The following is a 17,385-nucleotide window of genomic DNA, read 5'->3' on the forward strand; positions in this document are numbered from 1 at the left end:
GACAAGGCATAGGGACCCCTCTCTCAGGGCAGCAGGCGGTGAACCGGTCCCACACGAAGATCCGAGCCCTCGTCGAGCAGGCCGTCGCCACCCTCAAGTCCTGGCGACTCCTCCGCAAAATCCGGTGCTCGACCACCCGGATCGCCAGCCTCGTCCAAGCCGCCCTCACCCTTCATCTGACCAGCTCAGAGTGAGGATGGAAAAAGCTCAATGCTCGACTGCTCCTGGCGTCGCACAGCGCTTGGGCCGGGGTGGAGCAGAGTTAGGGTCCGGCGCGGGCAGAATCTGTTGGGGCCAAGGCTAGGGGAGTTCCCTAATGTGCCGCAGCTGGGGCGGGGCCTAGAAAGGATCACGTCAAGCCATTTCCGCCCCGCACCCCCGGATGATCGTCATGACCGGCTTCCGCGTCCCCCAGCCCACCGATGACACCAGCGTTCCGGCGCACACCCCAGAAGAATCCCAGGCGAGCCGCTACCCGGACGTCGTACACCAGGACGAGCATGCTCTGCCGCACCACCCGACCTCAGCCGGCACAGCCAGGCGCCACGCACGGCAGGTGCTTGCCAGCTGGGGAATCCAGGAGGACGAGGTCTTCGACGCTCTGCTGGTGGTCTCGGAGCTGGTCACCAACGCAGTCGAGCACGCTCTGCCGCCCGTCGCCCTGCACCTGAAGACCACCTCCGAAGCGGACGGCAGCACCAGGCTGCACATCGACGTCATCGACGGCGGGCCGGCTCCGCAGGACGGGACATGGACGAGTAGCTGCTCAGCCGACGAACACGGCCGCGGCCAGCAGATCGTTGCTGCCCTCGCCGAAGACACCACTGCCGGCCCCTGCCACAGCGGGACAGATCACGGGGCGACGCTGCCCGCCAACCGATCCGAAGAGCGGCGTCAACCTGGGACCTGGCAGCAGCCCACACGAAACACAGTCCCGGACCGCGCGGCCGCATAGCTGCGTTGCTACCCACACGAGGTCGGGCAGATGCCGTGACTCCGTGAAGGGCGCCCATGGGCTCCCGGCGAGAACGCAGAGCGCTTGACCCCGTACACCACGCCGTGGCAGTGGCGCCCCTGTGCGGCAGGGGCGGGGGGCGGGGAGGCCAACGCCCGACCACGCAGTCGCAGCCGGCAGGCGCGCGCTGCCGGGCACCGCGCGTCCGCCTTGGCGACCTGTAGCCGAACCGCTGCCTCCTGCGGGAGGGGCTACCTACGCATCCCCCTTACACCACCTATGCGCCCCTGCGGGTTCGGCGCGGACTGCTCTTATGAATCCCTCTCGACCGGTATGAGATGTTACCGATTTCGGCCTTGGAAAACCTGGACCCGGGACCGCGTCTAACCCTTCTCCTCAAAGAGGAGGAAAGTGTATGCATATCCGGCATTTCGGACCAAATGACTCTCAGGAAGGACTTGTTGATCGTCATGAACCGCCCGGAGGAAAACCGTGAGAGCATACGGATGGCGATATATCTGCGCTGCCATCCCTACGACCGGTGGGAAATGATCAGCCACCGCCACGCCCTGCTTATGTGCGCCCGGGTCATGGGGTTCCCGGAACCGGCTGTTTTCTTCGACAACGGCCCGTCTTCGAGGGAAACACGACCTTTTCTGGAATGGCTGATCCAGAGGGTCAACCAGGGCGAGTTCAATACCGTCCTGATCCCAGGACCGTTCGTCTTCTCCATCGACGACCTGGAAGCACGCGCCGTGATCGCCTACCTCCAGGACGCCGGGTGCGTTGTCCTGGAAATGCCTTACCGGTCGACCTGCGACACACACCAGACGAGGCCGTCATGATCCGCTTGAATCCCGCATGGAACGAATGGGTGGGCAAGGACATCACTCTTCCCAACGGAAGGCCTGCAGTCATCCGAATGGCTCGTAGAGAAGCAGCGTCGGACACCCTATGGGTCGTCGACGATCGGGGCACCATGCGACAGTTCAGTGCCCGCCGCGTCCTCAGAAATTGGGCAGTATGAGCTGCAAATCCCCCTCCGGAGGACCGGGCGAGCCTCGCCGCCCGCGGCGCGGGCGACAAAAGGAAAGGCCGCTGGCCACGGGCGCTCAATTCCGAAGAAGCGCACGTCCGCCCGGCACCGCTTATGGCCAGACCACGCTCCCACGCTCCCTGCCGTCGATCGCGGGCGACTGGAGGCGCATTCGGTCGGCGACGCCGTTCTGCGTCACCGCCTCGCCCTGGGCTCCGCGACACCGCCCCGCCATCACTCAGACCCTCTTGAGTTCTCATGCACATGCACCCCCCCACGCATCCGGCATCACCCCTGGCCGGCCGGCATAGCGACACCCCTGCCGCCGATCCCCCGCTGACCGGCCGTGCGGATGTCATGAGCCGGCTGCAGAGCCTGCTGCACACCGACATACACCGCGGTCTGGCCCTCGCCGGCGCCGCTGGCAGCGGGCGCACACGGTTGCTGCGCGAGGCCGCAGCCCTGGCCTCAGCCCGCAGCATGCGCCCCCTGACCGTGGCCCCGGACGACACCGCCACCCCGCAGCCCTTGCACGCACTGGCCGTCGCCATGGGCGCCGCCCGCCTGGACGTGCCTGAACGGCCAGCCCAGGCGGCCGCGATCCTGGCCCGGGAGAACGATCGGCGACCGCTGCTGCTGTGCGTGGACGAGGCACAGCGACTGGACTACGCCTCCCTCGCCGTGGTGCGGCACCTGCTGCAGAACTCCTCCTGCCGTGCCGTCCTCGCCCTCCCCGAAGGTCCCGGGCACACCGACGCACCCGGCCCGCTCGCCGCCCTGTGGCACGACGGGCTCGTCGACCGCATCCCCCTCACTCCACTCAGTCACGGCCACATGACGGCCATCTGCAACGGCCTTCTGCCCCAGCCTGTCCACTACGGCGCCGCCGCGCGCCTGGCGTTCCTCGCCGACGGAAACCTGGTGCACCTGAAGGAACTCGTCGCCGACGCGGCCGAGTCCGGCGCTCTCACCCTGCGCGACGGGCTCCACCACCTGCGCGAGCACGACGCGCCCGCCCCCCGGGTCCTGCACCTGCTGCGCCCCCGGCTGCACCGCCTGCCCCGCGCGAGCCGCACCGCCCTGGAATACCTGTGTCTGAGCGGCCCGCTCCCGCTCACCGCGGCACTTCGGCTGGCGCAGGAGGCCGCCTGGGAAGAACTCGAACGCCGCCGCCTCATCCACACACGCCACACCCACCCCACCGGGCACACGCTCGCCCCCGACCCCCTGACCACCCACGCCATCACCCCCCACATGCCCGCGCTGCGCCGGCGCCGACTGCTCAGCACCCTCCTCGCCCTACTCGACGGCACCCCCGCCACCCACGACGCTCTCCACCTCCAACGCACCACCTGGCACGCCGAACTGGGCACCCCCCTCGGCGAGGACGAACTCCTGCACGCCGCAACCACCGCATGGTGGTCACTGGACTGGGCAACCGCCCTGCGCCTGGCACGCCACGCCTGGCACACCCACCACTCCCCCCGCGCAGCACTCCACTACCGCGCCCTGCTCACCCAGCACGGGACGACCAAAGACACCGCCGCCCCGGCGGGCGAACCGGCCCCGCACGACGCCCCTCCTCCGAGGCAAGTGCGCGGGAAGCCCACACCGGCCACCGACGCGGCCCACCCGCACCTGCCCCACCAGCGGAACCGCCCCCGGGCCACCGCCGCCCCCCGCCCCACGCCCTCGGCGGAGAAGCTCCTGGACAACGGGGCCTGCCGCGCCGCGCTCGCCGCCGCACAACTGCACCTCGACGACCCCGACCCCGCACGAGTGGCCGCCGCAGGCCCGACGGCACTGCGAGCACTGCTGCTGATGGGACGCCCCCAGGACTGCCTGGCCCTCGCACCACGCCTACACCAGGCCACCGGCAAGGCCCGGAGCAACGCCCCGGCCAGCCCGGGCACCCTGCTGATCCCCGCATACCTGGCCCTCGCCCGCGCACAGACAGGACAGCCCACCCAGGCGATCGAATCCCTCAGGGCGTACATCCGCGACGCCGCGGCGGCGAACAACCCCGCCCTGGTCAGCCACACCGGCATCCTGCTCGCGGGCCTCCTCGCCGAGTACGGCTCCCTGGCCGAAGCACACCACATCTACCGCACAGCCCACCTCAGCCCCGCACACGCCCACACCATCCGCCTCGCCCGCGCCGGAGCCCTGGAAACCGCCACCCGCCTCGGCTCCCCCGAAGCCGTCCGCACCGCCGCACACGGCCTGACTCCCGCCGCCCTGCGCACCTACGCCAGCGACACCACCGTGCTGTCACACGCCGCACACGAAGCCTTCCTCGGGCGCCGACAGCACGCAGCGACCCTCCTGGCCAAGGCCGCCGGACACGCCGCACACCACGACGCCCTCGGACAACTGGCCCGCATCGTCCACGAACTCACCCGCATCGGCCACTTCGACACCGCAGCACAACTGTGCGGCCCCTGGACTCACCGCCTTCAAGGAACCCTCGACCGCCTGCGCACCGACTTCGCCCGCGCAGCCGCAGCCGGCTGCCCGGACGCCACAACCCAATCAGCCGAACGCTTCGAAAACGCTGGAACACCGCTGTACGCCGCAGAAGCCTGGGCCGTGACCTGGCGCCTGCACACACACGCAGGCCACACCCGCCACGCCACGGCAGCTGCCCGACAAGGCACAGCAGCCCGCCAAGCACACGAAGGCAACACCACCCACCTCCTCGACACCATGACCACGGCGGAACCACTCAGCCCCCGCGAACGAGAAGTCGCTCTCCTCGCCGCCGCCGGCCACAGCACCCCAGAAATCGCCCGACGACTCACCCTCTCCCCCCGCACCATCGACCGCCACCTCTCCAACACCTACCAAAAACTCGGCATCACCACCCGCAAAGCACTCCCCCAAGCCCTCCACTCCCCAACCACCTCCTGACCCCACCACCCCAAGCCCGCAGACGCGCTGCGGCGCGTCGGCGACGCACTCGCCGATCGCCGTGATCGAGGCAGCGCCTGACAGAACGGCAGCAGCCGCAGAGGCAAGGAGGGCCGTTCATGGATGACGGATGCCGCGACGGGCCCGCGGGCCAGGAACCGTGGCCGGATATCGCCGCAGGTCAGCGGCTGTCGCCAGCGAGTCTGGGCCGGAGGCTTCCTCCAGTCGCCGGAGGCATGACGGCATGAAGGAAGGCGGGTGCGCAGGCATGGACCCGCTTGGTGCTCATACGGACACGCCACCCACATGACCACCAGTGGCCATGCCTGTTCTGCGTCCAGGGGCGCTTCCGGCAGAAGACGACAAGCCATCACATCCGTTTCTCAGCAGGGGAGCCACCCACCTCGGCACTTCTCAAAGACCCTGATGCCAACCCGGCCAAGTCCGCCGCCGCCGGTCAGTACCAGGCCGCCGAGAAGCTGTTGGTCTCCGATGTGCCCGTCATCCCGCTCTGATACCAGAACGGCACAGTCGGTTGGTCCTCCGGTGGCGACAACGTCAGGCTCAATCCACTCAGCGTCCCCGTCCACACCCAGATCACCAAGAAGCAGGCCGTCGGAACGTCTGCTTCCGTTCCTCACATCGCCCCGGGAGGGGGCGACGATGGCATCTGTCCAGCCGACGGGGCTGCTCGAGCCGATCCGGTCCATGCTTCGGTGGATGCCGTGCCGGCGGCAGATGTCGGCGAAGGCAGCCGCGCTGTACCGGACAGATTCAACTGATCGTCGCAACGCCTTGATCGGGAGGCGGAGCAAGGTGCGCATGTGGTCGACGATGGGCCAGCCCACCAGGCGGCGTGAGAAGCAGTCGATCACCGTCGCCAGATACAGGACCCCGCCGTCGCCCACCGGCATGCAGGTGATGTCCCCGGTCCAGCGTCTTCCGGTGAAGCAGTTCTCGTTTGATGCTCTGGAAGAACGATCGGGCGAGGGCGTTGTCGTACGTACTGGGTGTTGGCGGACTCGCGGTGAAGTCGAGCCGGAGCAGGTCCGGCACGGGGCTGGCGGACGGCTCGGGCACGGTGGTGACCTGGCCCTTGCCCAGCGGCAGCCCGGCGATGCCGTACCTGCGCACGACCCGCCCGACGCGCTTGCGGTTCACGCGCTCGCCCGCCTCGCGGAGCTCGGCGGTGATGCGGGGCTGGCCATCGGTGGCGTCCCACTCGGCATGCACGGGGCGCTTTGAACTCGGGCGAGTAGACCTTCATCACCATGAGAGATCCCTCCTATCCTGGCCCCCTGCGGGGCCGGGCTCAGAGGTGTCCACCACGCGGGGACAGGTCCCCGATCATGTGCCGCAGCGTACGTGCGGCTCCGACCCATGGACTGGAATCCACGAAACCGCCCCTGCCAGACGATCTACGCCCCCGACTGCTGCTCGCGAGCAGTGCGAGCACCCCACCACAGCCCCGCACCAGCCCCCTGACCAGCCACTTCAAGATGGCGGAGCTTCATCACTGCCGCAGTCGATCACTACCGGTCACGCCCCAGCACGCAACCGCCACGCTCGGACTCACAACCTGAGAACGCATCGCCATGCCATCGCCGTCCGCTCCCGCACCCGAAGGCCCGGATCGGTCGGCCGGCCACCCGGCACACACTTCCTTCCCTGGCCCTCTGTCTATGGGCGCGCCATGGTAGCTGCGCAGTGAGGGAACCGGCGGACGGCCTGTTCCTTGAGGGAGCAGACGGGCGGCCCGGGCGCCCCCTCTCGGGAGCGCCCGGGCCGCCTGCATTGGTTGGTGGTGTCAGTTCCTTACACTTGCTCCCACAGCACCCCCAGCATGTTCGGTGGCTCAAATCCGAACGCCGCCCCATGTCCCGTGATGCAACGGTAGGTCGTCCCGTTGTAGGTCACCGTGTCGCCGACGTAGTACCAGGTTCCTGCCGTCCACGTGCCTCTCGAGTCACCGGAATCCCCCGAGTCACTGGAGCCACCCGAGCCACCGGAGCTCTAGTCGAAGGTGAGGCTCCAGCGGTCGATATAGCCCACATCACCTCCGGCGTTGTCCTCCACCTTCAACCTCCACAGGCCCTCGGCGGATTGGGAGGAGGCGTTCACGGTGTAGGTCTTGAGGAGGTTGACACCGCTGCCGAGGGGGTCTTCCAGGAGCCATTGCCCGCCCTGGGGGCCGACGAGCCAGATCTTCAGGTCCCCGATGTAGGAGTGCTTGATGTCCACACTGACCTTGAGATTGGACGGGGCGCTGCCGGAACCGAGACCCGACGCGGCGATCGGGCTCTCCACCGTCGTGTAGTCGGAGATGGTCTTGTTGTCGGTGTTCTCGAAGTCCCCAGCGGTATAGTCCGAGGAACTGCCGCCGGAGGAGCCGCCGGAGGAGCCTTCGTTGGGGAAGGTGAGGTTCCAGGCGTCGATGTAGCCCTCGTCACCGGTGTAGGTGTCTCGTACGCGAAGCTGCCACGTACCGTTGGAGGATTCGGAGGAGGCGTTGACCGTGTACGACTTGAACACGTCGTCACCGCTGTCGCCGTTGGGGATGTCCTCCAGGTGATAGCTGCTCCCGTCGGGTGCGACGACGTGGAGGTCGAGGTCACCACGGTAGGTGTGCTTGATGTCCACGCCGACTTGGAGGTTGGACGGGGCACTGCCGCCGATGTCGTTGACAGCGATGGGACTGTGCACCGTGCTGTTGTCGACGATGTTCACATCGGTCGTGCTGCGCTTGGAGATGTGGTGACAGGGGTCCAGACTGCCAGACGGCATGGGGCAAGAACCACTACCCGAGCCGCCGGACCCGCTGGTCTGAGCGTCCTCCGTACCGGTCGACGGACCGGGGACCGGCACGAAGTCCCAGACGTAGGGGAGGTCCCCAGTCCTGATCCACCGCTGCTCCGACCTGTCGGGCTGGCACACCTGCCCCCAGGCTTCACCGTCGAGATGCTTCATGCAGGCGTCCCACGCCAGATTATAGAGCAAATTGGTGTCCTCCTTGTGTACCCATTTCTCGCTTATATCCCCACTGCAGTGGCCGAAATTAGGATCAGGATCATCGATATCAACGAAGATTTGAACCTGAAACGGTACAGGCTGGCTAGCTGCTTCGATGCACCTTACATGGTCTGGCGTCTCCAGATAGAATCCAAGAGTTGGGTGCATGCCGAAATTAGTCGCGTTGACGTCGTCACATGGCCTTACCTGGGCGATGTGATCGGAGATTTGCGGGGCGTACGCTAGGCACCGCCTCGGATCGTCCTCGAGGTGAACCCGGTTCTCGCCTTCGGGTCCGCCGTGGGCCTGCCACAGGAACTCGACGGGGTAGTGGTCGGAACTTGCGCCGTTGAGGCGGCGTCCGTTCCAACCGATCATGTTCGATCTGTCGTTGGAGACCATGTAGTCCAGTTCGCCGCCACCCTGTTGGGTGCCCTGATAGGATCGGTAGATCTGCGAGCCGGCGGGGATGGTGAAAAGGTTGACGGGGTTACGGTTGAAGTCGCCGAGGACGGCCCACTGCCCTCCACGACTGCTGACCTCGAACAGCATGTTCTGGGCGTCGTTGGATCGGTTGTCGCCGTTGGAGCTGGCGTGGAAGCTGTAGAACCAGCTGCCGTCGGAGAGTCGGACGCCGAGTGCTGGGCGCATGCCCCAACTGGTGTTGTTGGCCTGGCGCGCGGCCACGACTGTGGGAGGGGTTCCTGGGTCTTCGTAGGTGACGATGGCGACGTTGTTTCGGTTGCCGGTGGGGTCGGTGTTCAGCCAGGTGATGAAGACATCCCGGCCGCGGCTCGCGCTGCCGACACGCCATCTGCGGACTTCGTAGTCGTATGTAGCCTGCCTGCCGTTGACGTTGGTGATGGTGCCGGCGCGCAGAACGGCGCCGGGAAGGCTGCTGCGGGGGCCGGCTTCCTGGAGAGCGACCACGTCGTGGGACCGGTAGTTGTGGCCGCCCGTGAGGAGGCGGGAGACGGTGGTGGTCCATTTGCTGTCGCTGGAGCTGGAGGCGCCCTGCATGTTCCAGGTGGCCGGGCGGTGGTTGCCTGGTGATGCGTGGCTGGCGGTGGCGGTGGCCAGGACGATGGAAGCGGCAAGGAGTGTGGCGGTGAGGAGGTAGGCGAGCACGGCTCGCAGGGTCATGCGTGCCGGGTGTGGTTGTGTCACAGGTTGCGGCGGGACTGTGGTCGACATGGTGACCTCTGTCTTGGGGGGAGGACCGAGTGTTGGGCCGCGGGGGCCGGGGATGCTGCGACGCGCGGGTTGAAGCACGTCCCGGAGCGGAACGGCGGTGGGGTTCCCGTTGGGTGCCTGGGTGTGCCTGCCTTCCGATCCGGGGCGGATTGGCGTGCCGCATGTTCCGTGCCTGCTGGATGTGGTGGGCCGCAGGCGAGGGGTGCCGGTGCCGTGCGGCCGCGTCGGCGGTGCGCGGGGGCGTGGAAGGGTCAGGTGCCGTGGCATGGAGGCTCTCCTGTCAGTGGACCCGCCTTGCGGGCGTCACAGGTGCGTGCCGGACTCGCCGGAGGTCGGTGGGGGACGGCGGTGCGCGGACGGGTGCTGTTGCCGGGGGTGCCGTGCGGGCAGGCCAACTGGGCGGGAGTCTCGCCCGAGGCGGGTGACGATCGTGGGGGTGGTGCGTCCTGCGCCGGGAACTTGTTCCGGCTGTTCCCCGGCCGGGAAGTCAAGGGCAAGGACATGGCGGACGCCTCCTTACGGGGCAGCGACCGGTACACACGGTCCCGATCAAACACTGTCGCTGGAGCGGACCGACAGGAAAGCATCCGGACCTCGACCGCCACATGCGTAGCACACACCCAAGCCCCACACCGCCGGGCCCCGTGCCAGAGACAGCGGCCCCCGGCACGACCCGAGTCGACAGGGACCCGAACAAGGCTCCGCAAGCAGCCCCAGGTAGGGCACCGACTGGACAGCACCGGCCCGGAGAGATCCTGTGGACGCCGGAACCGGGCGTACGGCCCTGAGCCGGTTGGCGTGGATAAGGCCCTCAACGCGCTTGCGGTTGACGGATGTCCGAAGTCGCGAAACTCGACATGGACGCGCTGGACTTCGTAGGTGCCCTTGTGCTGGGTGGCGATCTCACGGATCTCCACAAGCAGGGCGTCGTCGGTGGCCTGCTGCTCCTGGCGGGTCTGCGCGCCGGCGGTCCACCGGCAGCAGTCCGAGCGCGAGAGCCGCCCGAGTTCGGCAGCTGGTGGGCATGCGGCGGGGCGGATCTGAGGGCTGACCTGCGGTGATGGGCATGAGGAGGCTCCGGCGCCGCTTGCCCACGGCTCCGGAGTACGTTTTCCCAGGTCAGTGGCTATTCTTTCGGGGATCTCGAGATTCCCGGGACGGTGCCATCGGCGGTTCAGGACACTTCGGATGGTTCGTGTAGCCGTGGCCTCCCAAGGTGATCAGTGTCCGTTCGTCCCCGGACCGGTGCGATGGTGCCAGAGCTCACGGCTCGGATGGCACGAGCCAGCACCCCTCGCGCCACAACGGCGATGTAGGTGCGCGACCACCTTGACAGGCTGTGGAGTGACCATGGATTCATCTCCTGATACCCACGCGATGGCCGCCCCAGTCTCTCTCCTGCTCAACCTGTCCGACCGGCAGGCGGCGGAGACGGTCCCGTGCCGCATCGACATCAGGTACGCCCTGGCCCTGGAGTTGGATGGGCGGATGCGCATGTAGCCCCTCCGGCAGGGATGGAGAGCTGGGCTGCGGCCGCCCTGCGAGGGACGCGCGGTGCCCGGCAGCTCGGGATGCGGGGGACGAGCCAGGACCCGACCCGGGACCCAGCAGAACGCACCTGCCCTGCACCGCGCTCCGACTGCACGGTCGGCGCTGGCCCCACCGCCGTACAGCGCCGCCTCCCACTACGCGGTGCAAGGAGCCAAGTACTCCGCGTTCCAGACCGCACCCTGCGCTCAGGCGACACCACTTCGCCACCCCGTGCCAAAGTGCCGCCTCCAGCGGGAAGGCAAGGCGCGACGTGGCCGGATGGCTCCCTCACGAGAGCGGAACGCCACATCCGGCGGGGGATCCACCACTTGGCGCCCCGCGGATCCCGGCGCCCTTGAACCCCAAGGCCATCGGTCGGTCACCCGGCGGAACACCCCTTGCGCAGAGCGTTCCGCCCCAGCCCCCCAGCCTCCCGCCAGGTTGGGCTGCGGACCCGCCCGGGGTGCACCCCGGCCGTGCCATTTGGGTGCGAATCACCCATGTCTTCCGCTTCGCCCGGATGCTTGGCTGTCCGCTCACCCACAGGACAGCACCCCGACCTGCGCCGCTGCGCCCCCTTGTCCCGGGTGGCCCTCCAGGCCGGCGTCGCCCTGGATCCACCACCGCCCGGCACACCGCGCCGGCCCTCTCCTCAGCAAGGAGCCATTCAGACATGCCCTTCCTCCCCTCCCCGTCCCGCACAGCCCGCCACGCCGCCCCCCGACAGCGGGGACCCCAGCGCCTCATATCCGCCCTGGCCCTGGCCGGCGCCTTGAGCGCCGGGGGCACGCTCGCCGCGGCGGCGACCGCCAACGCCGCCCCGGCCGATGCATGGGACACGGTCGCGGCATGCGAAAGCAGCGGCAACTGGTCGCTGGACAGCGGCAACGGCTACTACGGCGGGCTGCAGTTCCAGCCCAGCACCTGGGCCGAGTTCGGCGGGCACGAATTCGCCGAGAACGCCCACCAGGCCACACGCGACCAGCAGATCACCGTGGCCGAACGGGTCCTGGCCTCACAGGGCCCCAGCGCCTGGCCCCAGTGCTCACCCGGCGCCGGACTCGAACCCGCCACACCCCCGGCCACCGCTACCCCTCCGGCCGACCCAGACACCGCCGCCAGCGCACCCCTCGACAACGGCTGGACACACCAGCCCGGCGCATGGGCCGAGACCGGCAGGCACGACTGCACCGAGACAACCCACCAGGCCCGACGCGAACAGCAGACAACCGTGGCCGAACAGGGCCCGGCCGTGAAGGACCCCGACACCTGCCCGCAGTGCCCCGACAACGAACCCGAACCCGCCACGCCCCCGGCCACCGCCACCCTCCCGGCTCCCCCCGCCGATCACCCCGACACCAAGAACACCGGGGACAGCGAGAACACCGCGCACGCCGAGAACACCGGACAGGCCCTCGAAACCACCCAGGAACAGTCACGCCTGACCGCCAGTGCCCCGCTGGAGAATCCCACGATCACCGCCGTCTACGGCCAGCCCGGCTCCTGGGCCGCCGGCTACCACACCGGCGTCGACTTCGCCACCCCCACCGGAACGTCAATCAAGGCCGTGGCCGACGGCACCGTCGTGTCGGCCGGATGGGACGGCGCCTACGGCAACGCCGTCGTCATCCAGCACACCGACGGCATCTACACCCTCTCCGCCCACCTGTCCACGACCAGCGTGACCGCCGGCGAAAACGTCACCGCCGGCCAGCAGATCGGCCTCTCGGGCAACACCGGCAACTCCACCGGCCCGCACCTGCACTTCGAGGTCCGCACCAGCAACACCTACGGCGCCGACATCGACCCCCTCGCCTACCTCCGCAGCAACGACATCACCATCTGACCACCCCACCGCACGCACACCGACACACACCCCGCAGCCCCACCAACACACCAAGCCAAGGACATCCCGCCGTGCATCCCATCCTCCACCTCAGGCGCGCCACCCTCGGTCTCGTCTCTCGCCTCGCAAAGACCTCCGTAGTCGCCGTCGCAGCCCTCCTCCTCGGCGCAGCCCTCGCCCCAGGCCCGGCCGCCGCGGCACCCGCCAGCGACGAACGCCTCGACGGCTGGATCCGCCACTCCCTGGTCGTCATGGACATCCACGGAATCCCCGGCAGCTACGACGGCATCAAACGCAACCTGATCCGCGAATCCAGCGGCGACCCTCTCGCGATCAACCTCTGGGACTCCAACGCCCGCGCCGGCACCCCGTCCAAAGGCCTGATGCAAGTCATCGACCCCACCTTCACCGCCTACCACGTCGACGGCACCTCTTGGGACATCTACGACCCCATCGCCAACATCACAGCCGCCTGCAACTACGCAGCCCACCGCTACGGCTCCATCGACAACGTCAACGGCCCCTACTAGGTGCTCCAGTCTGGTTTCGCGATCTTGCTGGTGGACCCGGCTGGGAACGCGTGCGGCCACCGCGTGATGTGTGGACTCCTGAAGATCGTGCGGTGGCCGCAGGCCATAGCATAGACCCAGCCCGCTGGCTGGCGATGTTCGACCAGGGCGAACGCCCTCGCCCCTATCCAAGCAGGGCAGGGCCGAAGGAACGTCTACGCGGCGATCGTGAGGGGTGTTTCCATCCGCTCCCAGGCCCCGAGGACGGCCTTGTGCGCATCCGGTTGCAAGTGAGCGTAGCGCTGGGTGGTCTGGAAGCTCTCGTGACCGAGGAGGTGCTGGACCTCGTAGAGCGAGACCCCATTCTGAACCAGCCATGAGGCGCAGGTGTGGCGCATGGAGTGGGGCGGGTAGTGCGGGAGGACCTGGTGCTCGCCGTCTTCATCGAAGTGCTGAGCGCCTTCAACGGCTGGCCACCAGGTCTGTCGGCGCCAGTTTCCGTCATCGAGGAGCCGCCCGGCCCTGCCCTTGGTGACGGTGGTGAACACCACGGCGTCCCGGTCGAGGCGATATATGTGACGTTCAAGTGCTTCCAGGACATGAGCCGGGAGAGGAACCTCCCGACGACTCCTGGAGCTCTTGGGGTACTCCTTGATGCTCCCTTTGGTGTTGACCTCGACCACGAAGAGGCGTGAACGGCGCTGGTCGATGCGGTGACGGTGAAGGCCGGAGAGTTCGCCCCAGCGCAGTCCGGTATAGACGCCCAGTAGGCACATCGTCTTCCCAGGGGCAGGAAGCTCTTCGAGGATGCTCTGCGCCTGGTCGGGCGTAAACCACTGCGGCGGCTTGACAGCGATCTGGGGCAGGTCGATGCGACGGCACGGGCTCAACGCGATCACATCGTCATCCACGGCCGCGCGCATGATGGACGAGGTCAGGTTGTACGCCCGCTTGATCGCGGCAGCGCCCACGTCGTTCTCCACCAGTGAGCGGATTGAACCGTTCCGGGTTCGGTAGAGATCTCAGATGTTGGTTGTGACCTGGGGTTTCGTGGTTGCGAGGTAGTGGTTGTTCTCGTTTTCGGCGGGTGGGACGTGGCCCATCTCACCGTGGAGTCATCGGTGGTTGTACCAGTCGACGTACTCAGCGGTAGCGAGCTCGACATCGGACAGCGTCTTCCATGGTCGTCGGGGCTTGGTCAGCTCCGTCTTGAATAGGCCGATCGTGGACTCCATCAGCGCGTTGTCGTACGCGTCGCCGACCGATCCGATCGAGGCGGCGATGCCGGCCTTCTCCATATGCTCGGCCAGCATGAAGGATGTATATGGCGACCCTGCGTCCGAGTGATGCACCAACTTGCCTGGAAGGGGCGGCTGTTGGTCGCGGTCGCGTTGCCACAGTCCCATGTCCAGGGCGTCCAGGACGAGCCGGGTCTGCTTCGTGGTCGAGGCGGACCAGCCGACGATCCGGCGGGAGAAGGTGTCCACGACGAAGGCGACGTAGACGATGCCGGCCCAGGTCTTCACGTGGGTGAAGTCCGCGACCCAGCAGCGGTTCGGGGCACCGGCGACAAAGTCCCGGTCCAGCAGGTCCGGCGCCCGGTCGGCCTGCCCGCCGGGCAGCGTGGTGATGACGCGCCTGCCGCGGACCGCTCCGGCGATACCGAGCTCGCGCGTCAGGCGTTCGACGGTGCAGCGGGCCACGTCCTGGCCCTGCCGGTTCAGCTCCCGCCAGACCTTCCTCGCCCCGTAGACGCGGTAGTTGGTGTCGTAGACGTGCCGGATCAGCTCTTTCAGTTCGCCGTCCCGCACGGTCCTCGCGGACGGCGCGGCCTGGCGTTTGTGGTGGGCATAGTAGGTGGAGGGGGCGATCTTGCAGTCGTGCGTGGTCAGCACGCGGCAGATCGGCTCGACACCGCCGAAGCGGTCCCGGTGCTCGTCGATGAACGCTACGAGCGCGTGTGTGGCCGGTCGAGCTCGGCCGCGAAGAAAGACGCAGCGGCCTTCAAGATCTCGTTCGCCCGCTTCAGCTCCGCGTTCTTTCTCTTCAGCCGCTTCAGCTCGGCCGATTCCTCGGTCGTCACGCCCGGCCGTGCTCATTTGCAGGGACTTTATCGCGCCCAAAGTCGCCGACTTCCCGGCGGGGTGGTAGAGGGCATTCGCTTACGGCAGACGAGAATTGATGGCAAGGGGCTGGAACCTAGGCCGGGAGCATGTCAACGTACAACGTCCCGAAAATTTCAAGGCGGATGAGGAGGTGCTCGACAGGAATCGAGGGAGAGATTGCGATCCCAGTCTTGTGCGACTGGCGGCCTGGAGTGGTTCCTGCGTAGGAGGTCCGTGTATCTGGGGTCGCGACCGCGCCGTTCTCGTGCATATTGCAGCGCACCCGGCCACGAGGAGGCGCGTGGCCCGGGCCGTGCGTGTTCCCGAGCGCCGCGCAGCGCGAAATCTGGACTGCCTAGTAGATGACGGTCTGCTGGTGCTCGTTGCAGACGGCACCTCGCCAGCCCTGCGCTCGTACCGGTTGACTTACTGACGGAAACCCATCCGAGGCACTGCGAGCTCAACGGTGCGGCGCGCGCAACATAGCCGACGATCGCCGGTTAGCCAAACCGGCGATCGTCAGGACCATTCAGGTGTTCACATCCGACTGCGCTTGGCGGTGGAGTCGTAGTGGACGCGGGCTGCCTGGGCCCGTTCTCTTTCGTCTCCCACAGGAAGCGCTCTATGCCTACACGATCGCTGGCCGCCCCCTCGGCTGTGCCTGACTCCACCAGTGCTGAACGCGCCTGCTTTCTCAACGTAAAGGATGCCGCCGCGTACCTCGGCATATCACCGCACACCCTCTATGTCTGGCGGCACCGACGGCAGGGGCCGCCGAGTTTTCGCATGGGCCCTCGTGGTCGCGTCATGTATCGACGGACAGCTCTCGATGCCTGGATCCATGAGCAGGAACGCGCGGACTCTCGCTCTAACCCTGCCCTGAACCCGCTGAGCGAGCCTCCGCAGCGACGTAGGAGCCCTGCTGCTTGATGCATCGAAATGTTGTCGAGCGTCGTTCGCATCCTCTTGAAAGGAAACCTGTTTGGCCGGCTATATCGAGGATCGTTGGCTCAAGAAGAAGAAGGATCCGGTCACCGGGAGAAGGGAGAAGACCGCTCGCTACGGTAAAGGAAAGCGGTACAAGGTCGCTGGCATACCTGGGGTGCGGGACCGATCCTTTGATGTGCTGGAGGATGCCAAGGCGTGGCTTCGCCGGGCGGCCCCGGATGAGGAGCGAGGCGAGTTCGTGGACCCGCGCGACGGGTCCATCACGCTGGCCGACTACATCGCGACGCACTGGGCGCCAGGGCGAGGCGGTGCTCCGAAGACCCAGGACAGTCAGGAGCGCAGGTGGCGTCTCCATATCATCCCGCACCTGGGCCGGCTTCCGCTCAGGAGTATCGCTGCAACGGATCTGCGCGCGTTCATAACCAAGCTGGAGTCGACAGTCTCGTCAGTCGACTACCAGCGCGGCATCCTGTCCGAGCTTTCCTCCATCCTGGAAGCGGCCGTCGACGACAAGCGCCTCGCGCGCAACCCGATGCACGCGAAATCCGTGCGGTGGCCCAAGTCGCCACGGGAGCGGCGCGACGTGTGGTCGGTGGAGACGGCACTGCGAGTCCGCGATGCCATCAGCGAGCGGAACAGGATCGCCGTCGTGGTCGGCCTGGGGTGCGGACTCCGCCAGGGCGAGGTCTTCGGGCTCAGTCCGGAGGACATCGACTACGGGCGCGGCCTGCTGCACGTTCGGCGCCAAGTGCAGGCGATCCACGGAAGGCTGTACTTCGCCCTGCCGAAGGGGAAGAAGATCCGCACGGTGGATCTGCCCCCTTCGGTAGCCGAGGAACTCAAGCGTCACATGGAAGCGTTCCCGCCGGCAGAAGTGGAGCTGCCGTGGGGGAAGCCGGAGGGGGAGAGGAAGAAGTTCTCCCTGCTGCTCACCACGCGTTTCGGCAACGCTGTCGCGGTGAACACGTGGAACACCTACACCTGGAAGCCCGCCTTGGCCGAGGCGGGCGTCATCCCGCCGCGCGCCGAGGGGGCGAAAGCCTGGCAGTGGGCGGCGGCCCCGAAGGACGGCTTCCATGTGCTTCGGCACACCTACGCCTCGATCATGTTGGAAGCCGGAGAGTCCGTCGTGACCCTGGCCCGGTGGCTCGGACACTCCTCGCCTGCGATCACTCTCGGTTACTATGCTCACTTCATGCCGGAGGCCGGCAGCAAGGGGCGCGGCACCATCGACGGTCTGCTTGGGGAGCGCGGGGGATCAGCTTGCTAGCCGAAACTCCCCAGATTCTCCCCAGCGCTGTTGACCCGTGTCTCCGGCCTCTGCGCTCCGGAGAAGCCTTCCG

General features: G+C 67.5%; 13 protein-coding genes and 4 pseudogenes. 10 read left to right on the forward strand and 7 right to left on the reverse strand.

The genetic code is table 11. The annotated features are described in order from the left end of the window. Window positions 1-23: 23 nt before the first annotated feature. The 4 genes and pseudogenes from NPS70_RS17665 to NPS70_RS28565 form a co-directional block, all read left to right on the forward strand. Window positions 24-194, forward strand: a pseudogene (locus tag NPS70_RS17665) (transposase family protein); the annotation flags it as partial. 188 nt (window positions 195-382) lie between these two features. After that, complete coding sequence (locus NPS70_RS17670) at window positions 383-955, forward strand: ATP-binding protein (protein ID WP_256525247.1); 573 nt, start codon at window positions 383-385, stop codon at window positions 953-955. A 356-nt stretch (window positions 956-1,311) separates the two neighbouring features. After that, the gene (locus NPS70_RS17675) at window positions 1,312-1,800 is read left to right on the forward strand and encodes a hypothetical protein (RefSeq protein ID WP_256525248.1); all 489 of its coding nucleotides are present in this window, start codon (window positions 1,312-1,314) and stop codon (window positions 1,798-1,800) included. Window positions 1,801-2,348: 548 nt separating this feature from the next. Continuing rightward, a complete protein-coding gene (locus NPS70_RS28565) occupies window positions 2,349-4,901 on the forward strand; it encodes a LuxR C-terminal-related transcriptional regulator (protein ID WP_305886002.1) in 2,553 nt (850 codons plus the stop codon). A 383-nt stretch (window positions 4,902-5,284) separates the two neighbouring features. Here NPS70_RS28565 and NPS70_RS28915 read toward each other — a convergent pair. From NPS70_RS28915 to NPS70_RS17700, 4 genes and pseudogenes are all read right to left on the reverse strand, one after another. After that, a pseudogene (locus tag NPS70_RS28915) lies at window positions 5,285-5,839 on the reverse strand (DDE-type integrase/transposase/recombinase); the annotation flags it as partial. A gap of 76 nt (window positions 5,840-5,915) precedes the next feature. Beyond that, window positions 5,916-6,140 (reverse strand): annotated as a pseudogene (locus NPS70_RS17690) (IS3 family transposase); the annotation flags it as partial. A 576-nt stretch (window positions 6,141-6,716) separates the two neighbouring features. Next, a pseudogene (locus tag NPS70_RS28920) lies at window positions 6,717-6,845 on the reverse strand (carbohydrate-binding protein); the annotation flags it as partial. 69 nt (window positions 6,846-6,914) lie between these two features. Continuing rightward, on the reverse strand, window positions 6,915-9,038 hold the full coding sequence (locus NPS70_RS17700; RefSeq protein ID WP_256525250.1) for a proprotein convertase P-domain-containing protein: 2,124 nt from the start codon (window positions 9,036-9,038) through the stop codon (window positions 6,915-6,917). 899 nt (window positions 9,039-9,937) lie between these two features. On the opposite strand from NPS70_RS17700, the gene NPS70_RS17705 reads away from it, so the two are divergent. From NPS70_RS17705 to NPS70_RS17720, 4 genes are all read left to right on the forward strand, one after another. Beyond that, the gene (locus NPS70_RS17705; RefSeq protein ID WP_256525251.1) at window positions 9,938-10,165 is read left to right on the forward strand and encodes a hypothetical protein; all 228 of its coding nucleotides are present in this window, start codon (window positions 9,938-9,940) and stop codon (window positions 10,163-10,165) included. 316 nt (window positions 10,166-10,481) lie between these two features. Continuing rightward, entirely contained in the window at window positions 10,482-10,604 is a 123-nt protein-coding gene (locus tag NPS70_RS17710; RefSeq protein ID WP_256525252.1) for a hypothetical protein, read from the forward strand. Between the two features lie 703 nt (window positions 10,605-11,307). Next, the gene (locus NPS70_RS17715; RefSeq protein WP_305886003.1) at window positions 11,308-12,480 is read left to right on the forward strand and encodes a peptidoglycan DD-metalloendopeptidase family protein; all 1,173 of its coding nucleotides are present in this window, start codon (window positions 11,308-11,310) and stop codon (window positions 12,478-12,480) included. 71 nt (window positions 12,481-12,551) lie between these two features. Continuing rightward, a complete protein-coding gene (locus NPS70_RS17720; protein WP_256525253.1) occupies window positions 12,552-13,010 on the forward strand; it encodes a transglycosylase SLT domain-containing protein in 459 nt (152 codons plus the stop codon). A 194-nt stretch (window positions 13,011-13,204) separates the two neighbouring features. On the opposite strand, the gene NPS70_RS17725 is transcribed toward NPS70_RS17720, so the two are convergent. From NPS70_RS17725 to NPS70_RS28740, 3 genes are all read right to left on the reverse strand, one after another. Beyond that, entirely contained in the window at window positions 13,205-13,972 is a 768-nt protein-coding gene (locus tag NPS70_RS17725) for a site-specific integrase (protein WP_256525254.1), read from the reverse strand. A gap of 132 nt (window positions 13,973-14,104) precedes the next feature. Further along, window positions 14,105-14,932, reverse strand: coding sequence for an IS3 family transposase (locus NPS70_RS17730; protein ID WP_256525347.1), 828 nt, complete (start codon window positions 14,930-14,932; stop codon window positions 14,105-14,107). A 5-nt stretch (window positions 14,933-14,937) separates the two neighbouring features. Continuing rightward, window positions 14,938-15,072, reverse strand: coding sequence for a hypothetical protein (locus tag NPS70_RS28740; protein WP_256525357.1), 135 nt, complete (start codon window positions 15,070-15,072; stop codon window positions 14,938-14,940). A 646-nt stretch (window positions 15,073-15,718) separates the two neighbouring features. Between NPS70_RS28740 and NPS70_RS17740 the strand changes: the two genes are divergently transcribed. Together NPS70_RS17740 and NPS70_RS17745 are read left to right on the forward strand one after the other, a co-directional pair. Next, complete coding sequence (locus NPS70_RS17740) at window positions 15,719-16,024, forward strand: AlpA family transcriptional regulator (protein WP_256525255.1); 306 nt, start codon at window positions 15,719-15,721, stop codon at window positions 16,022-16,024. Window positions 16,025-16,076: 52 nt separating this feature from the next. Beyond that, window positions 16,077-17,312 (forward strand): site-specific integrase, encoded by a 1,236-nt coding sequence (locus NPS70_RS17745; protein ID WP_305886005.1) that lies wholly within the window; start codon window positions 16,077-16,079, stop codon window positions 17,310-17,312. Window positions 17,313-17,385 lie beyond the last annotated feature (73 nt).

It is taken from the genome of Streptomyces sp. C10-9-1 (assembly GCF_024497955.1).
GTDB classification, from domain to species: domain Bacteria; phylum Actinomycetota; class Actinomycetes; order Streptomycetales; family Streptomycetaceae; genus Streptomyces; species Streptomyces sanyensis.